The organism is Ruminococcus sp. (assembly GCF_024684275.1).
On the sequence record NZ_JAIKXF010000055.1, the window covers coordinates 146,073 to 162,777 of the forward strand.

Below are 16,705 nucleotides of genomic sequence, written 5' to 3' on the forward strand. Positions count from 1 at the left end.
GCTTACTTCTTGATGATTGCCTTAAACTTACAAGTAGCGATACAAGCACCGCATTTCACGCACTTATTCTTGTCGATCTCCATTGCAGCAAGCTTCTTGCCGGGAGCAATGTAATCTGTTCTTGTGATAGCGGAAGCAGGACACTGCTTAGCACACATACCGCAGCCGATACACTTATCCTTTTCGATCTCGAAGCTGAGGAGGTCCTTACATACGCCTGCAGGACACTTCTTGTCAACAACGTGAGCGATATACTCATCGCGGAAGCATCTGAGTGTGGAGAGAACAGGGTTAGGAGCTGTCTGACCGAGACCGCAGAGAGAGTTAGCCTTGATGTGGTAAGCAAGCTCTTCCAGCTTATCGAGGTCTTCAAGAGTTCCCTTGCCCTTTGTGATCTTGTCAAGGATCTCCCACATTCTCTTGGTACCGATACGGCATGGTGTACACTTACCGCAGGACTCGTCAACTGTGAACTCGAGGAAGAACTTAGCTATATCGACCATACAGTTATCCTCGTCCATAACGATAAGTCCGCCTGAACCCATCATTGAACCGATACCGATGAGGTTATCGTAGTCGATCGGGATATCGAAGTTTGAAGGATCGATACATCCGCCTGAAGGACCGCCTGTCTGAGCAGCCTTGAACTTCTTGCCGTTAGGGATACCGCCGCCGATCTCTTCGATAACTTCGCGGAGTGTAGTACCCATAGGAACTTCAACGAGACCAGTGTTCTTGATCTTTCCGCCGAGAGCGAATACCTTAGTACCCTTTGACTTCTCGGTACCCATTGATGCGAACCACTCTGCACCGTTGAGGATTATCTGTGGGATATTAGCATATGTCTCAACATTGTTGAGGATAGTTGGCTTCTGGAAAAGACCTTTTTCTGCTGGGAAAGGAGGTCTTGGACGGGGCTCACCGCGGTTGCCCTCGATAGATGTCATAAGAGCTGTCTCCTCACCGCAAACGAATGCGCCTGCGCCGAGACGGAGATCAATATCGAAGCAGAAATCTGTTCCGAAGATGTTCTTGCCGAGCATACCGTTCTCGCGAGCCTGCTTGATAGCGATGTTAAGACGCTCAACAGCGATAGGATACTCTGCACGGACATAAATATAACCCTGTGTTGCGCCGATAGCATAACCTGCGATAGCCATAGCCTCAAGTACAACATGGGGATCGCCCTCAAGTACTGAACGGTCCATGAATGCGCCCGGATCGCCCTCGTCAGCGTTACAGCAAACGTACTTCTGATCAGCGTTTGGAACGATGTTGCGAGCGAGCTTCCACTTCATACCTGTCGGGAATCCGCCGCCTCCGCGTCCACGGAGACCTGAATCGAGGATAGTCTGGATAACGTCTTCAGGAGTCATAGTTGTGAGGACCTTACCGAGAGCCTCATAACCGTCGCGTCCTATGTACTCGTTGATATTCTCAGGATTGATAACACCGCAGTTTCTGAGTGCTACACGGTGCTGCTTTTTGTAGAATGAAGTATCGTCGAGAGACTTGATCTCGTCACCTACAACAGTTTCCTCATAGAGAAACTCCTTAACAGGGCTGCCGCCGATGAGGTGCTCGTCAACGATGCGTGGGATCTCTTCTACCTTAACACGTGAGTAGAAAGATCCCTCAGGATATACGATCATGATAGGACCGCGCTCGCAGAGACCGAAGCAGCCTGTCTTAACGATCTGAACTTTATCTGTAAGTCCTTTTTCTGCGAACTGCTTCTCGAGCTCCTCAATGATCTTTGGTGAGCCTGAAGATGTACAGCCAGTACCGCCGCAGACAAGGACGTGTCTTTCATATTTTGAAGAAGCATTGCCATGTGTTCTGAGAGCAACTTCGCCCTTCATGCTGTCTCTGACAACCTTGAGTTCTTCAAGAGTTTTCATAAATTAACCTCCTAAATGGTAATGTTTGGAATCAAGCGTATTTTTCAATGATCTTATCTACGTCGTCAACAGTAAGACGTCCGTAAACGTCCTCATTTACTGTGAGGACAGGTGCAAGACCGCAGGCACCGATGCAGCGGCAGGCGTCAAGTGAGAACTTACCGTCTGGAGTGCACTCGCCTCCGCCTATTCCAAGCTTTTCCTGAAGCTTATTGTAGATATCTCCTGAACCTTTAACATAGCAAGCTGTACCGAGACAGACAGAGATTGTGTACTCTCCCTTTGGATACAGTGAGAACTGAGCGTAGAAAGTTACAACTCCGTAGATCTTCTCGAGGGGGATACCTGTGTTGTCGGAAATAATTGCCTGGACCTCGATCGGAAGGTAGCCGTAAATTTCCTGAGCCTTCTGAAGGATAGGCATAAGAGCACCCTTGTCGTTCTTCTTTTCTTCGATGACCTTGAGGAGCTCAGCCTCCTGCTCTGGAGTACCCTTGAAGGGAACAGTTGATTTAGCTGAATTCATTTAATGGACCTCCTTGTGTATTAGCTGTGAAAAATGTAACAATGTCGACCATAAAAAATTTATGAGACAAAATATCATATCTCACATATCCTAAATATTATATCATAAAGCTCAAAAAATTGCTATCGCCATTTTAGCCTAATTAGCATCAGAATTACTGTCTATTTTGCACAATTATAGCCAAAGTGACTTATTCAGCACGGAATAACATTTACAACTGTCAAGGCTTTTAGCGTGCCGATAGGTTTAGTTAAAAAGCGTTCTCACTTGTACAAATGTCAGAGTTTTCAAAAATATTAATTGGATTATTTTGTAAACTTTTTATCCTGTATAGTGCTTTTTACCTTTTATCAAGTATTTAACCTCTGTCTGCCGTTCCCTGACCTTATTAAAAATCATCCAAGATCTTAATTTACAAGAACATACTTATTTACATAAAATTCACAAAACTTAAACTCCTCTATTTATTGACAAATCAATTTTAGTATTGTATAGTAAATTTATACTATATACATAGCGTACGTTTTTTCGGCTGATGCTATGCCTTTATCACCTGATAACAGACAGAAAAAAAAACAAGCACCTTGCACTCAGGCAGATACACGGCAGCACTGCACAGAATGTCCTGCACTGCATTCTGAAAATTTTGACATCGCCGCCGCAGACAAGGAGGAACTTATGAGTTTACCGAATGATCCCGTTATTTTATTAAGCTATATAAATACACTTCTTCGTGACGAATATCCGTCCTTTGAGGAGCTCTGCAAAAGTCTTTGCACCTCTGCCGACGATATCACCTCAAAGCTCGAAAAGATAGGTTATGTATATGATCCAAACACAAATTCATTCAGATAGTATCCCGTCCCGCTTGTTTCATTTGACCTGACGAGGATACTTGGTCGGCTTTTTGCCGAATGGGAGGGCTTATGAACACTATCATCAAAAAACTGACGGCTGCTGCTTCTTCCGCAGTTATCGCCGTATGCTCCGTTGGCATCAATTACAGCTTCGGAGCTGACACAGAAGAGAAGACATACAAGGTACATTTTGAACTGGGCGATGATGTTACTATCGTCCCCGACGACGACGGAAACGTACCGGTAATAAAGGACAAAGAGGGCACATTTAATTCCTCTGTTATTATTCCCAACGTCGAGCTCGAAAGAGAGGGCTACTACTTCACAGGCTGGACAGCTGACAATCTTTACGGCTATCTTGGCGGAAGAGTTTACCATATCCCCGACCACGATGTTACTATCACCCCTGTTTGGAACAAAATAGGAGATACCGTCAACCACACAGTAAAATTCAGCGTTGTTATCGACGGAGAGGTGCGCGAGGACTATGAAAAATTAGTTCCCCCTGTAAAAGGTCCGGCAGGTTATTTGGTAGAGATACCAATGTATTCTTTCCCTCGCTCGGGCTACAGTCAAAGCGGCTGGACAGACGGAACTCATCTCTTTGCCGGTCAGGAGTACATAATCATCAACGACGAGGATATAACCCTCGAGCCAAACTGGTGCAAGAAGTACAAGCTGACCTATACTGTAGGCGATGCTGACAGGATCAACGGCGCTGTAAAGCAGGAATATGAGGTAATGGAAACAGGTGCGGTAAATCTTCAGAGCAACGACCGTTTCTCCAGAAGCGGATTCAATATCATCGGCTGGCACTGCGAAACTGACGGTCAGGATTACAAATGCGACCAGAAGTTCGTTATGCCTGCAAACGATGTTGTTATGACTCCTATCTGGAACCCTATCAATTACACTATTGTATTCTTTGCTAATACAGGCTCAAGCAAAGACGATATCAGAGTAAAGGGCAAGACAGATACAACAATACAGGTTCCGGAGTGTACAGTCAAGAGAGACGGCTATACATTCGGCGGCTGGCAGAGAGATGATAAGATATATCAGGCAGGAGAGGATTTCCTTATTGAGGGTGCACAGCCTGGCATTGGTATCTCGTTCAAGGCTGTATGGAATGCTGAGGGCAGCGAGACTACAACTACTACAACTACTTCTGCTACAGCAACAACTACTACTGCATCTGCAACAACAACGTCTGCAACTACAGCTCCTATCCTTTCAACAACATCTACAACAGCTGTAATGGCTTATGAGATAAGCGTTGTTGACAAGGCGTCAGGCAAGCTTATCAACGACGTTTACCTCAACGCTAAGGATACCATTATTGAAAACGGTTCTTCAAGAGTATCCGAATTCCCTGTGGATACAAAATCAGAAAACCCAAAGAAAGTTGATTTCAAGGGTATCAAAAACTTTGAGGGCATTACAAATATAAGCGATTTCCAGATAGTTCAGAATATCTACAACGGATTTGCGTATAAGCTCAATGAGGACGATATCACAAGCGAGGTAAAGGACGGTACTGCTTATTACACAGTTAAGGTCGCTAAAAAGGTATATCCCGATGATGTAAGACCTTTTTCACACGTTGTAAGAGTCTACGACAAGGCAACAAAGGAACTCGTAAACAACGCTGTCGTTATGGGAGCATGGAATATCGTATATGAGGACGGCGGAGTAACAGGTCCTATCTCACAGATAGATACCTCCGCAGCTAATCCTGCTATCATAAGCTATGAGAAGTACAAGGACGCTAAGGTTTGCAGCTTCAGTATAAACGGCGTTAAGGAAGGTTCTCCTTACACATTCAGCAAAGAGGACTACACTACCGAGGACGACGGCGTTCAGCACATCATCTACCATAATGTTTACCTCACAAAGTCTGAGATAACTTACGGTGACGCCAACAGCGACGACAGTGTTGATATGTCAGATGTAGTTCTTATCATGCAGGCTCTTGCAAACCCGAATAAGTTTGATATAAACGGTACAGATGACAACCATATCACTGAAAAGGGCAGAGCAAACGCCGACGTATGGAACACAGGCGACGGTCTCACTACTGAGGATGCCCTTCACATTCAGAAGTATCTCCTCGGTCTCTGCGATATAACAGGCAAGGCAGAGATAAGTGTTCAGCCTGAATAAACATAACAAAAAAAGGACTGCTTTTGCAGTCCTTTTTCTTTTATATAACGCCAATACCTTCGAGAAGAAGCTTCAAGCCTATGAGTATAAGTATAGTTCCGCCTGCTGTCTCGGCTTTTTTCTCATATTTGCTGCCGAATTTGTGACCGATCAATACTCCCGCAAGTGATAATACAAAGGTTATAGCGCCTATCATTGTCACAGAAAAAAGCAGGTCAGTCTTCTCTGCTGCAAATACAATGCCCAATGCAAGCGCGTCGATACTTGTAGCAACAGCCAGCAGTGTCAGCTCCTTTAGATCTATCCTGTACTCCCTGGTCTTTTCGTCATCTTCACCGCTTTTAAAAGCCTCCCATATCATCTTTCCGCCGATAAAAGCAAGAAGTCCGAATGAGATCCAGTGATTGAAAGAACTGATGACGCTTGCAAAGCGGCTGCCGAGGAAATAACCTATAACCGGCATTACGCCCTGAAATACACCGAAAAACAGTGCTGTAATGACTCCGCCTTTCAGATTCAGTTTTCTCATGCTCAGTCCCTTACAGACCGAAACAGAAAAAGCGTCCATTGCAAGCCCGACTGAGATAAGAATAAGTTCAGCAATACTCATAAGATCGTCCTCTTTTTCACATAACATTGATTATTATACATTGTATTTCAGAGTCTGTCAGCATATGACGGTCAAAATTCAAAAATCAAGGGGACAGAATGAACTGCCCCCTGTTTTATTATCCTTCGTCAGGCATTTCCCAGTTATGGTAAACGTTCTGAACGTCGTCGTTCTCCTCAAGATGATCAAGGAGAAGATTCATTTTCTTGATATGATCCTCGTCTGTGAGAGTTGTATAAGTAGAAGGTATCATCTCAGACTCAGCAGAAATTACATTATAGCCCTTTTCTGTAAGTCCCTCGCGGAGAGCATGAACGTTCTCGGGAGCGCACTCGATCTCAACAGTTTCCTCGTTGATGTCAAAGTCCTCACCGCCGAACTCGAATACATCCTCCATTACCTTATCCTCATCAAGACCTGTGTTCTCAAGGATAACGATACCCTTATTTGTGAACATGAAAGATACACAGCCGATAGTACCGAGGTTTCCGCCGAACTTATCAAAGTAATGACGAACCTCGCCTGCTGTACGGTTTCTGTTGTCTGTAAGACACTCAACGATAACAGCTACACCGTTAGGGCCGTATCCCTCATATGTGATATTCTCATAGTTGTTCTTGTCACCGTCGCCTGCTGCCTTTTTAATTATACGGTCTATATTGTCGTTAGGCACATTGTTAGCCTTAGCCTTCGCAATAAGATCACGGAGCTTGCTGTTATTGTTAGGATCGGGGCCGCCCTCCTTGACCACAACAGTGATCTCACGTCCGATCTTAGTGAAGATCTTGCCCTTTGCAGCGTCGGTAGCTTCCTTTTTACGCTTGATATTGTTCCATTTTGAATGACCTGACATAGTTTACACTCCTATTTGTTCATTTTCATTTATATTTGAATTTATAATAAGTTCAAACAGTTCTCTTATGCGTTCATTTTCACCTGTGAGATAAAGATAGCCAAAAAGGCACTCTAAAGCTGTAGCTCTGCGGTATTCTGCTGCGTCCGCGTGCTTGGGGACTGTGTTTCCCGTGGCATTCCTGCCCCTTTTCAGCACTGCAAGCTCATGTTCGCTGAGCTTCTCAGCCGCAATATCATATGCCTTCGACTGGAACTCTGCACATACAAGCTTTATTTTAGCAGAATGAAGCTTTGCAACAGGCATATTTGCCTGACGAAGCAGATGCTCTCTCACAAGGGTATCATAAACGCTGTCGCCTAAAAAAGCGAGAGTCAGCGGACTGTATGAATTAGCTTCACGCTCGGTAAGTTTTTCTGTGCTCATATCAGTTTACAAAGTCGAACTCGAAGCCCTCAAGGCTTACGGTGTCGCCCTCCTGTATACCCATTTCCTCAAGTTTTGCGATAATGCCGCTGTTGATAAGAACACGCTGGAAATACTGAAGCGATGAATAGTCATCAGGATCGACAGTACGCATGATAGGCTGTATCCACGGCGCATCAACGAAGTAAATATCGTCCTCAACGGTGATCTCGAACTTCTTGTCAACGCCCAGCATCTCATCAAGCTCTTCCTGAGATATTGGCTCTGCCTCAAATTCCTTTATTGGCGGCAGTGTATCAAGCACCTCAGAGACCTTTTTGATAAGCTCTGATGTGCCCTGAGTGGTTGCAGCCGATATACAGAAAAATGGTATATTCTTATCCTCAATGTACTTGCGGAACTTTTCTATCTGCTCCTCTGACGCCATATCCGACTTGTTGGCAGCTACGATCTGAGGACGCTCTGCAAGCTCCTCGTTGAACTTGGCAAGCTCTGAATTTATTACGTCGAAATCCTGACAGGGATCACGGCCTTCAATGCCCGAAACATCGACCACATGAACTATAAGCCTACAGCGTTCAACGTGTCTGAGGAACTCATGTCCCAAGCCTACACCGTCGCCTGCGCCCTCGATAAGTCCCGGTATATCAGCCATTACGAAGGACTTCTCCTCCTCTACCCTTACAACTCCGAGAACAGGAGTGAGAGTAGTAAAATGGTAATTTGCTATCTTTGGCTTTGCTGCGCTGACAACAGAGATAAGTGTGGATTTTCCGACATTTGGATATCCCACAAGACCTACGTCCGCAAGGAGTTTAAGCTCAAGAGTGACCTCAAATTCCTCTCCGGGATAACCCGGTTTTGCGAATTTAGGTATCTGACGGGTGGAAGTAGCAAAATGTACATTTCCCTTGCCGCCTTGTCCGCCTCTTGCAAGGACCTTCGGCTCGTCCGTGGACATATCCGCCATTATCCTTCCGCTTTTTGCATCACGTATAACAGTACCTCTCGGTACCTTTATAATAAGCGGCTGGGCACTTTTTCCCGTGCAGTTTCTTCCGCTGCCGTTTTCGCCGCGGTCAGCCACATATTTCCTCTTATACCTGAAATCTATCAGAGTCGAAAAATTATCATCGACCTGAAAAATGACATCTCCGCCGCGTCCGCCGTCGCCGCCGTCGGGACCGCCTGCCGCTACATACTTTTCGCGGTGAAACGATACAGCGCCGTCGCCGCCGTCACCTGCTTTGATCTTTATTTTCGCCTGATCAACGAACATTTCCGACCTCCGTTTCTAAAGAAAAATCCCAAGCAAACGCTCGGGATTTATTGTCACGTTATGGCTGTTACTGCTCAATCTCGTAAACAGAAACCTTCTTACGGTCACGTCCGTAACGCTCAAACTTTACCTTACCGCTTACTGTAGCGAATAATGTATCATCTGAACCGATGCCGACACCGTTACCGGGATGGATATGTGTTCCTCTCTGACGAACGAGAATGTTGCCAGCCTTAACAAACTGACCGTCTGCTCTCTTAACGCCAAGTCTCTTAGCCTCAGAGTCACGTCCGTTCTTTGTGGAACCGCCGCCCTTCTTATGAGCAAAGAACTGCATACTGATCTTTAACATACTTACACCTCCGAAATTGTGATTTTGATCGTGTTAGGGAACTCTTCCAGTATAGCCTCAAAATGCTGTTTTAAAACATTCAGCAGACGCGGAGATATCTCTCCCCCGTCCATACAGATACATTCGATGACGTTATCCCCCACAGTTACCTGCGGCTTTAAACCAAATTCATCGAGTATATTTGCAGTAAGCTGCACCGCTGATGATACAGCTGCACAGACAACGTCACTGCCGCTCTCGGCATAGCCTGAGTGACCGCTGAACCTGAAGCCTGTAAGTAGCCCCTGCTTTTCATAAAATTCTGCGCGGATCATGATCAAGCCTTGATAGCTTCGATCTTGACCTGAGTGTAAGGCTGTCTGTGTCCCTGCTTTCTCTTTTCACCCTTCTTAGGCTTGTAAGTGAAAACAGTGATCTTCTTAGCCTTGCCGTTCTTCAGAACCTTTGCGCTTACAGCTGCACCGTCAACATAAGGTGTACCGATCTTGAGACCATCGTCTGCTCCGAGAGCTACTACCTTGTCGAAAGTAACTGTCTCATCAGCCTCTGCTGCGAGCTTCTCGATGAAGATGATATCTCCCTCGTTTACCTGATACTGCTTTCCGCCGGTTTCGATAACTGCGTACATATTGTGGCACCTGCCTTTTCAATAAACTCGCTGTTACAGGCGTGTGAACGCACAACTTTAAAGCCTGTTTACAAGCGGCAATAATATTTTATCACAAAGTATCTTCTTTGTCAAGCATTTTTTTGCAATATTCCGAAAAAACTTCCTCTGCTTTTCACAGAGGAAGTATGATTTCATTACCAGACTCTATAGTCACTCTCGCCTATCTTGTAGGAGGTACCTGGCACATAGAGATCGCTTGGCTTCAGCTCTTTACCGTTCTCCTTAGCGGTATCGATAGCTCTCTTGAGCTCTCTGAACGCAACACTGTTTGTAACGATGCGTGTCACGTTCTCCTGACTTGGATTTGTGCTGAGGTATTCGAGCACAGCCTGCTGGAGGTAGAAATAGGTGCGGAGCTGAGTCTTCTTAAACTCAATGCTCTGCTGTTCATCTCCCTCGCCCTCGAGAAGGAAGAGGCTGTCGCCCTCACGGTAGCCCAGGGTGAGCTTAGCAAATATCTCGGGGATAAATACTCTTATCTCACCTGCAAGTCCCTTGTCGCCCTCTACCAGCTCTACAAGCTTGTCAGCCATAGCAACATACTCATCGTGATTATTTATCTTCTCCATCATGCTGATAGTCTCTTTTGCAGCGTTCATTACAAGCTCTTTCTTGAATGGGCACTGGTCGTCCTCACGCTGTACGAAGATAGCATACTGCTTCTCGGAAACAAAGGTCTCCTCAGCGAACATTTCCTTTTCAACGTATTCCTCGAAGTACTTAGGCAGCTCTACAAGGACAGAGCCGTTCATACGAACTTCGATTATCTTCTTTTCCTTGTACTTTGCAAGGTATATTCTCAGCCAGTAGTACTTCTTTGAGCCGAGGTACTTTGGTATCTCTGTTCTCAGATAATTCACCAGCATCGTCGGAGGCTTGTCCTTAACGCCGATTCTTACAACAGACTGGCAGTACATATCGAAATCGTAGTGCTGTCTGAGAAAATCAACAGGAACGTGCTGCGGATTCTTCTTGCTGATAGACTGGTCGAGGGGGTGCCATACGCCGCCGCAGAATATCTCTACAGCCATTTTTGCAGCCTCTTCCTCGTCCTTGCCCTGAGAGTCAACTGGCTCGATGAGGGGCTCGTCAAAGTCATCGTGCTTTACGATAAAGATAGTCTGAAGTATCTTTATGCCGTCGCTTTCCTCGATCCTGCCTACCTGTACATCGATAGTAAAGCCCTTTGGCATAATGATACAATCATCATAGAGAGTGCCCTTGAGCTTATCATTGAGGCTTTCAAGCACAGTGCTCTTGATGTCGGCTCTTATATCAGTTGTCTGAACTTCCTCTGTCTTCTGATTGTTCTTCTTTTTGAAAATTCCCATTTTCTATTCTCCTTAATCTGATGATATCAATATATGCTCTGCATAATATTAAACTGTGAATTTAACTGCTGCCCAGCCCTCGCGGACCTCAGGCTCAGGCTCCTTAAAGCCAACGGACTTCAGTGCGTCTATGACCTCGTCCATGCGCTCCTCAATGATACCCGAAACAATGAGTATACCGCCTTTTTTCAGGTAGCGCAAGAAGCTCTCCTTCATGGCAATGAGCACGTCCGCAACTATATTTGCTGCGATTATGTCGTACTTATCGTCGATTTCGTCGGCAAGCTTCTCGTCGGTGAGGATATTACCGAAGTAGGTCTTGTAGACATCGGGCGAAATGTGGTTTTTGACTGCATTTTCAAGAGCAGTTGCCGACGCATTCTCCTCAATATCAACCGCCACCGCACTCTTTGCACCTAAAAGCATAGCTCCGATAGATAGTATACCGCTTCCGCAGCCCATATCCAGAAGCTTATCTCCCTTGTTCAGGTATTTCTCAAGCACCTCAAGACAAAGCCTTGTGGTATGATGCTTGCCGGTACCGAAGCTTGAAGCAGGATCAATTTCAAGGATTATCCTTCCGTCTGAATTGTCATATTCCTCCCACGAGGGCTTAATAACAAGCTTCTCGCCCACCTTGAAGGGCTTGAAATACTGCTTCCAGTTGTTAGCCCAGTCCTCCTCGCGGATACTTGACATCTCAGCTTCGAGCCTTCCGTAAGCGCCCTCGGTATCTGCCGCCTTCATCTCTGAAAGCATAGACTTGATAGCGATGAGCATTTCAGCGCCCTGACCGTTTGTAGGGATATAGACCGTAACGCAGGTCTCACACTCAGACAGCCCCATAAGGTCGTCGTCAATATAATCCCACTGACCGTTCTTATTTTCAAGGAACTCCTTAAAGTCCTCTGAGTCCTTTATAGAAAATCCCTTGATGCCGATGTCTCCGAGCTTTGAGCATAGAAGCTCTATTCCCTCGGTAGTCGTATAAATGTTGACTTCTGTCCATTCCATTAGTTAAATTACTCCTTAATTGCAAATAAGCATTAGATATAAGAGCACATCATTGTTATCAACAATGCCATCGCCGCTGATATCAGCAGCAGCTATCTCCGAGCTTGTCAGCACAGAGATACCGTCGGGCAGCTTGCCGAGGCTGTTGAGGTACTCGTTTATAAGCGCTAAGTCATAGGTATCGAAGCTGCCGTCATTATTGACGTCACCTGCTTCATGCTTCTCGGGCTCGCCTGCGTATTTAAGCTTTGTAAGCTCAACACATCCGCTCCTGCCGTCAATATTCACCTCACCCAATGTACCGCTGACGCTGAGCACCTTAACTACGTTTCCGTATTTAAGTGAAGCTATAGTTTCCTTTTGTGTCTTAGCGTCCGCCCATACCTTGACCGGTACGGTATCTGAGCAGTAATACTCTCCTACTTTATAAGTAACTGTAGTAACAGCAAGGCGCGGTGTGGTCTGAGCTTTTGTAGTTGTGACAGTTGTTTTTACTGTTGTCTGCACTTTCGGTGCAGTTGTTGTCAGCGCAGCAGATGCAGTCGTCACAGAGGAAGCCACTGCTGAAGCCGTGGAGTCTTTTTCAGCTATTTTAAGAGGTGTGAACCCGCTGTAAGGATTCTTGCCCTTTATAGCCTGAAAAACTGTGATATTCTTGTTATCATATGCCTCAAACATGAGTATCTCGTCCTTTGCAGGATCAGCCATATACACGTCGTCACCGATGATACCGTCGATATACACCCAATGTCCGCCTACATTGCATATAACGTAAAGTCCCTTGTCGAGATATTCCTTTATCTCAGAAGCCTTTCCGCTCTGAGTATCTGACTTGAAGCTCAGATTTGCTGTGGCGATGCTTACCTCGGGGATAGCCTTGTTGACGGAAGCCCACGCGCTGAGTCCGCCCCATTGATTGAAAGCCTTCAAATCATTGAGAGTCTTTGCAAATACACCCGGATCAAAGCTTTCGGTATCCTTTGCTCCCGAAGCCACCGCAGCCATTGCGATAGAGGTTATGTAGCAGCCTGAGCTGCGCACTGTAGAGCCGCCGATAGCATAGCTGCCCCAGCGCTCATCATTCTGTCTCCAGAGTCTGAAGTCGTCGGCTGCATGAGCCTTGATATTCGTCTGACATGATCCTGCCAGCATTCCGATAAGGATAAAAAACGCAAGCAGGAAAGAAAATATTCCTTTTTCTTTTACAGTTCGCATAATCAAACCTCCGAACAAACGTTATCGGCTTTTTATGCGTCTCCTTTTCTTGGATTCTCTGAACTCATCATATGCTCTGATATATTCGTTCATCGCTTTTTCTTTTTCTTGTTCACTCAGAGCTGCGTCACCGTAGACCGCTCTGTCGAATAACTCAGCAGTATCCTTGATATCTGCGCCCGACATCTCATGTACGAGAGCCGCCGCCTCTTTTGAGGTATTGACGTTTTCGATACCATAGACCTTGCATATCCTGTGCATAACAGCTCTGACAGCGTCATTCGGGCTGCGTTTTGCACCTCTGAAAATGAACCATTTATGTGACAGCATTGGATATACGAATGCACACAGCAATACCAGCATTGCACCTGCCAGTATCATCAGACCTGCATAAGAGAGCATATCCGTAGCAGTCGAGGCTTTTTTCTCCCCCTTTTCAAATACATCGGCAACGGTAGGCTCAAAGCTTGCCCAGCCGTAGCCCTTAATATAAAGCTCGGGGAAGCCGTGCAGATCCTTTGCACGAATGGAATAATTGGTACTGTCTATGAACCTGCCGCCTTCATTGTGATTCATATTATAGCCCTCGCAGTATCTTGCGGGGATGCCTGCGGCACGTGCAAGAAGCACCATAGCTGTGGCGTATTCGTAGCAGACGCCTGTTTTTGTTCTGAACAGGAAATCCTCTGCGTTTTCGCCCTTTTGTTTTTTGTATTTAAGGTCATAGATGTAGTTATTATCGTAAAAATAGCTCTCTATCGCCTTAGCCTTTTCGTATTCTGTAACACAGTCCTTTGTTATCTCATCGGAAAGTGCCTTTATATCAGCCTTTCCGCCGTAATCAAGAAGATACTCCAGATAATCGTCATAAAGCATATAGTCTATATCGATATATCTGCATTTCTGAACATAATCCTCTGAGCTTTCGTCAGTAAGATTCTCGTCAAGGATATAGCTTGCGTCAAGGAGAAGCTCCTCATAATCGCATTCCGCCAGCTTATTGATGAATTCGTTATTTTTAGGGCTCATAAAGAAGGTGTCCTCATCATAAGCAAAGGAAAACACTTCATCTGTGGCAAAATACTTATCAACAGCATACACCGTGCCGCCGCGAAGACGAACTACATCGTGCTTTCTTGTAGAATTGGTCATTGCAATGGCAAACTGAGGCACAGGAGCCATGTCAGTACCCTTAGTTATACCTGCGCGTCCAAATAAGCTGTAGAATTCAGCCTCTCGGACATCAGGCTCATCAAGCCCGTTTTTTACAAACTCGGTAAGTTCGTATTTTTCGGCAAAATCACTGTCAATAGATGCCGCTTCAAGAACAGCTCCTGCGATTCCCATATGACAGCCTATATCAACAGGAGTATCTCCTGCCTTAGTGCTGAACCTGCTGTCCATATCCTCGACGCTCCACTTGTCACCTTCAAAGCTATAGGTGGAATGAGTGGCAGTCTTGATACGCAGTGGTCCGTTTGATCTTACCTCATATATGAGAGTATCATCGTCATTTGAACGGAACTGATCTCCCGTAGTGGTATCACGGAAAATATCGATCATCGCATTGAGCTTATCAGTGAACTGATCGGCGGCGATGAGAGTTTCCAGCACAGTTCTGTCCGCAACAACAGCAGGCTTAGGGAAAACAGCTGCTGCGGCAGCAAAGATAACTGCGTATACCGCAATAGGCTTCCATGAGCTTCTTCTGTCAATGAACACCGTATTTTCGGTATCTGTGAGCTGCCTGTAGTAAACCATGAGAAGTATATATCCCACAGCAAGCAGGATTATGAATACCGTAGGCATTTTTTCATATTCCTTACCGTAAATAGAGAAAGGAATGATGAAAATCAGGAAATTCATGAATATCCTGTATCTTATTCGCGTGAAATAGTATATGACCGAACCCATGAACAGCATAAACAAAAGGTAAAAAGCTGCCGCATACCAGAAGTTGAAGTCCACGGAATCCTGCGGTGTAAGGAACCAGAGTCCCCATATGATCTGATAATCCTTTTTGCCTATGTTGATCGCTTCACGAACTCCCGCTCCGAACACGACAACGAGCGCCGCGTACATAAAGAAGCCAAGAAAATTATGCTTCTTCATGAAATCGAATATTCTGAACATGATCCAGCCGAGGAACAAGCTGCACAGCCCCCAGCCCAGCGCATAGATATAGCCCTGATCATCGGTCTTTGTAGTGTCGCGGTTACGATAATGATACATGAGTGCTGTCATTATCAGCACCGTGTACCAAAGTACAGGATCTGTGAGCGTTCTCAGCAGGAACGCCTTCAGATCGAAATTTTTATTTTTGGTCTCATTCATATTTATACCAGTTTGAAATTATTATCTTCATCAAGATACCACATCTTGAGAGGTGTGGAATTTACAGACGCAATGGAAAGCCCGATTATACTTGCATTATCAGGTTCCTCAATAAAACGGGTGACCTCAGCAAAGCGGGGACCTGCGTCGGTAGTAGCGATCACACAGGCACAAAATGAACCTGTATTATGTGAAAGATCAATACGCTTGTCGGGAACTACCTTTATTGCCAGTATTTTCAGCAAAAGCTGATTAGAATAATCAGGATTATCCACACTTTCGCAGGCGACCTCACCTGTACTTGTACGGTATACAAAATTGCAGGCAATGCCCTGTTTTACCAGCAGATCAAGCAATCCGAACACTGAGCGGATAAGCTGTTCCTCGCCTCTCACAGCATTTGCAGGCGGTATCGCTCCGTTGCGGTAAAGATCAAGCACCAGAACAGGCTGCACCGAAGCAGCAGCCTCGTCCAGACGTACCATGAGCTTCTGTTTTTTTGAGGAAAGCTTCCAGTTGATACGCTTCAGCGGATCCCCCTGCTCGTATTCACGGTGCTCATAACCGGGAGAGGTATTCGCTGAAAACAGCATTGCCGTATCGTTTTCCTCATCATCGTCGCTTGTGAGCACAACGTCCGCAATAGCACGGAAAAGCTGAGTCGAGGACTTGACCTCGGGAATAGGCGGTATAACACCTACAGAAACAGGCTGAGGAAGCGGAGTTTTGATCTTAAACCTCATAAATCCGAGAAATCCGCAGGAATAAACTGAATTTATGCCTATTTCGCCGTTTCCGCCCACAAGAGCGTCTATCTCCAGCCTGAAGCTTCGTTTGTTTTCGTTAAACATACTGAGCTTGTGCTTTTTTATGTTCTGAGCAAATATCTCTGTAGCATAGGGACTGATCTCCACTATAGAAAGAGGAAATACTCCTGTTTTCTCAACCTTTACATCAACGGTGAGCTTGCTTCCCTTTGGGACATAGGCGTCACAGCTGAAGCTGACCTTTATGCGCTTTCTTGCATAAAGAGTGATAAAAAGCGACACAAGAGGGGCAAATGCTACAAAAGCCAGCAGAATGATACCCATTTCGCCGTCAATATAAAAAGTGAAGATATAGACCAGAAAAGCAACTGCAAGTACGCTTATGATACTCTTGAAATGCTTCATAC

General features: G+C 45.5%; 16 protein-coding genes. 2 read left to right on the top strand and 14 right to left on the bottom strand.

From position 1 onward, the window contains the following. Window positions 1-2 precede the first annotated feature (2 nt). Entirely contained in the window at window positions 3-1,862 is a 1,860-nt protein-coding gene (locus K5677_RS06570) for an NADH-quinone oxidoreductase subunit NuoF (protein WP_296726094.1), read from the bottom strand. Window positions 1,863-1,932: 70 nt separating this feature from the next. Next, a complete protein-coding gene (locus K5677_RS06575; RefSeq protein WP_024859289.1) occupies window positions 1,933-2,427 on the bottom strand; it encodes an NAD(P)H-dependent oxidoreductase subunit E in 495 nt (164 codons plus the stop codon). 678 nt (window positions 2,428-3,105) lie between these two features. Here K5677_RS06575 and K5677_RS06580 point away from each other — a divergent pair. Together K5677_RS06580 and K5677_RS06585 are read left to right on the top strand one after the other, a co-directional pair. Beyond that, the gene (locus tag K5677_RS06580; RefSeq protein ID WP_296726029.1) at window positions 3,106-3,282 is read left to right on the top strand and encodes a DUF4250 domain-containing protein; all 177 of its coding nucleotides are present in this window, start codon (window positions 3,106-3,108) and stop codon (window positions 3,280-3,282) included. Window positions 3,283-3,353: 71 nt separating this feature from the next. Then, window positions 3,354-5,447 carry an InlB B-repeat-containing protein gene (locus K5677_RS06585; RefSeq protein WP_296726031.1) on the top strand — a complete coding sequence of 698 codons (2,094 nt, stop codon included), beginning with the start codon at window positions 3,354-3,356 and terminating at the stop codon, window positions 5,445-5,447. A gap of 40 nt (window positions 5,448-5,487) precedes the next feature. Here the strand turns inward: K5677_RS06585 and K5677_RS06590 are convergent, their stop codons facing one another. The 12 genes from K5677_RS06590 to K5677_RS06645 all read right to left on the bottom strand — a co-directional run bounded on the left by K5677_RS06590 (window position 5,488) and on the right by K5677_RS06645 (window position 16,703). Continuing rightward, window positions 5,488-6,057, bottom strand: a complete 570-nt coding sequence (locus tag K5677_RS06590; RefSeq protein WP_296726032.1) for a manganese efflux pump MntP family protein — start codon at window positions 6,055-6,057, stop codon at window positions 5,488-5,490. Between the two features lie 118 nt (window positions 6,058-6,175). Continuing rightward, window positions 6,176-6,910: a YebC/PmpR family DNA-binding transcriptional regulator gene (locus tag K5677_RS06595; RefSeq protein ID WP_296726034.1), complete on the bottom strand. Its 735-nt coding sequence runs from the start codon at window positions 6,908-6,910 to the stop codon at window positions 6,176-6,178. A gap of 3 nt (window positions 6,911-6,913) precedes the next feature. Continuing rightward, on the bottom strand, window positions 6,914-7,336 hold the full coding sequence (locus K5677_RS06600) for a ribonuclease III domain-containing protein (RefSeq protein WP_296726035.1): 423 nt from the start codon (window positions 7,334-7,336) through the stop codon (window positions 6,914-6,916). 1 nt (window position 7,337) lies between these two features. After that, the gene (gene obgE, locus K5677_RS06605) at window positions 7,338-8,615 is read right to left on the bottom strand and encodes a GTPase ObgE (protein ID WP_296726036.1); all 1,278 of its coding nucleotides are present in this window, start codon (window positions 8,613-8,615) and stop codon (window positions 7,338-7,340) included. A 67-nt stretch (window positions 8,616-8,682) separates the two neighbouring features. After that, a complete protein-coding gene (gene rpmA / locus K5677_RS06610; protein WP_296726039.1) occupies window positions 8,683-8,967 on the bottom strand; it encodes a 50S ribosomal protein L27 in 285 nt (94 codons plus the stop codon). 2 nt (window positions 8,968-8,969) lie between these two features. Continuing rightward, the gene (locus K5677_RS06615) at window positions 8,970-9,281 is read right to left on the bottom strand and encodes a ribosomal-processing cysteine protease Prp (RefSeq protein ID WP_296726041.1); all 312 of its coding nucleotides are present in this window, start codon (window positions 9,279-9,281) and stop codon (window positions 8,970-8,972) included. A gap of 2 nt (window positions 9,282-9,283) precedes the next feature. After that, complete coding sequence (rplU, locus tag K5677_RS06620; protein WP_028515978.1) at window positions 9,284-9,595, bottom strand: 50S ribosomal protein L21; 312 nt, start codon at window positions 9,593-9,595, stop codon at window positions 9,284-9,286. A 176-nt stretch (window positions 9,596-9,771) separates the two neighbouring features. Then, window positions 9,772-10,968: a DUF6348 family protein gene (locus K5677_RS06625; RefSeq protein ID WP_296726044.1), complete on the bottom strand. Its 1,197-nt coding sequence runs from the start codon at window positions 10,966-10,968 to the stop codon at window positions 9,772-9,774. A 48-nt stretch (window positions 10,969-11,016) separates the two neighbouring features. Beyond that, on the bottom strand, window positions 11,017-11,982 hold the full coding sequence (gene prmA, locus K5677_RS06630) for a 50S ribosomal protein L11 methyltransferase (RefSeq protein WP_296726045.1): 966 nt from the start codon (window positions 11,980-11,982) through the stop codon (window positions 11,017-11,019). 15 nt (window positions 11,983-11,997) lie between these two features. Then, window positions 11,998-13,197, bottom strand: coding sequence for a dockerin type I repeat-containing protein (locus K5677_RS06635; RefSeq protein WP_296726050.1), 1,200 nt, complete (start codon window positions 13,195-13,197; stop codon window positions 11,998-12,000). A gap of 21 nt (window positions 13,198-13,218) precedes the next feature. Further along, on the bottom strand, window positions 13,219-15,531 hold the full coding sequence (locus K5677_RS06640) for a transglutaminase-like domain-containing protein (RefSeq protein ID WP_296726053.1): 2,313 nt from the start codon (window positions 15,529-15,531) through the stop codon (window positions 13,219-13,221). 2 nt (window positions 15,532-15,533) lie between these two features. Continuing rightward, window positions 15,534-16,703 (bottom strand): DUF58 domain-containing protein, encoded by a 1,170-nt coding sequence (locus K5677_RS06645; protein ID WP_296726056.1) that lies wholly within the window; start codon window positions 16,701-16,703, stop codon window positions 15,534-15,536. Window positions 16,704-16,705 lie beyond the last annotated feature (2 nt).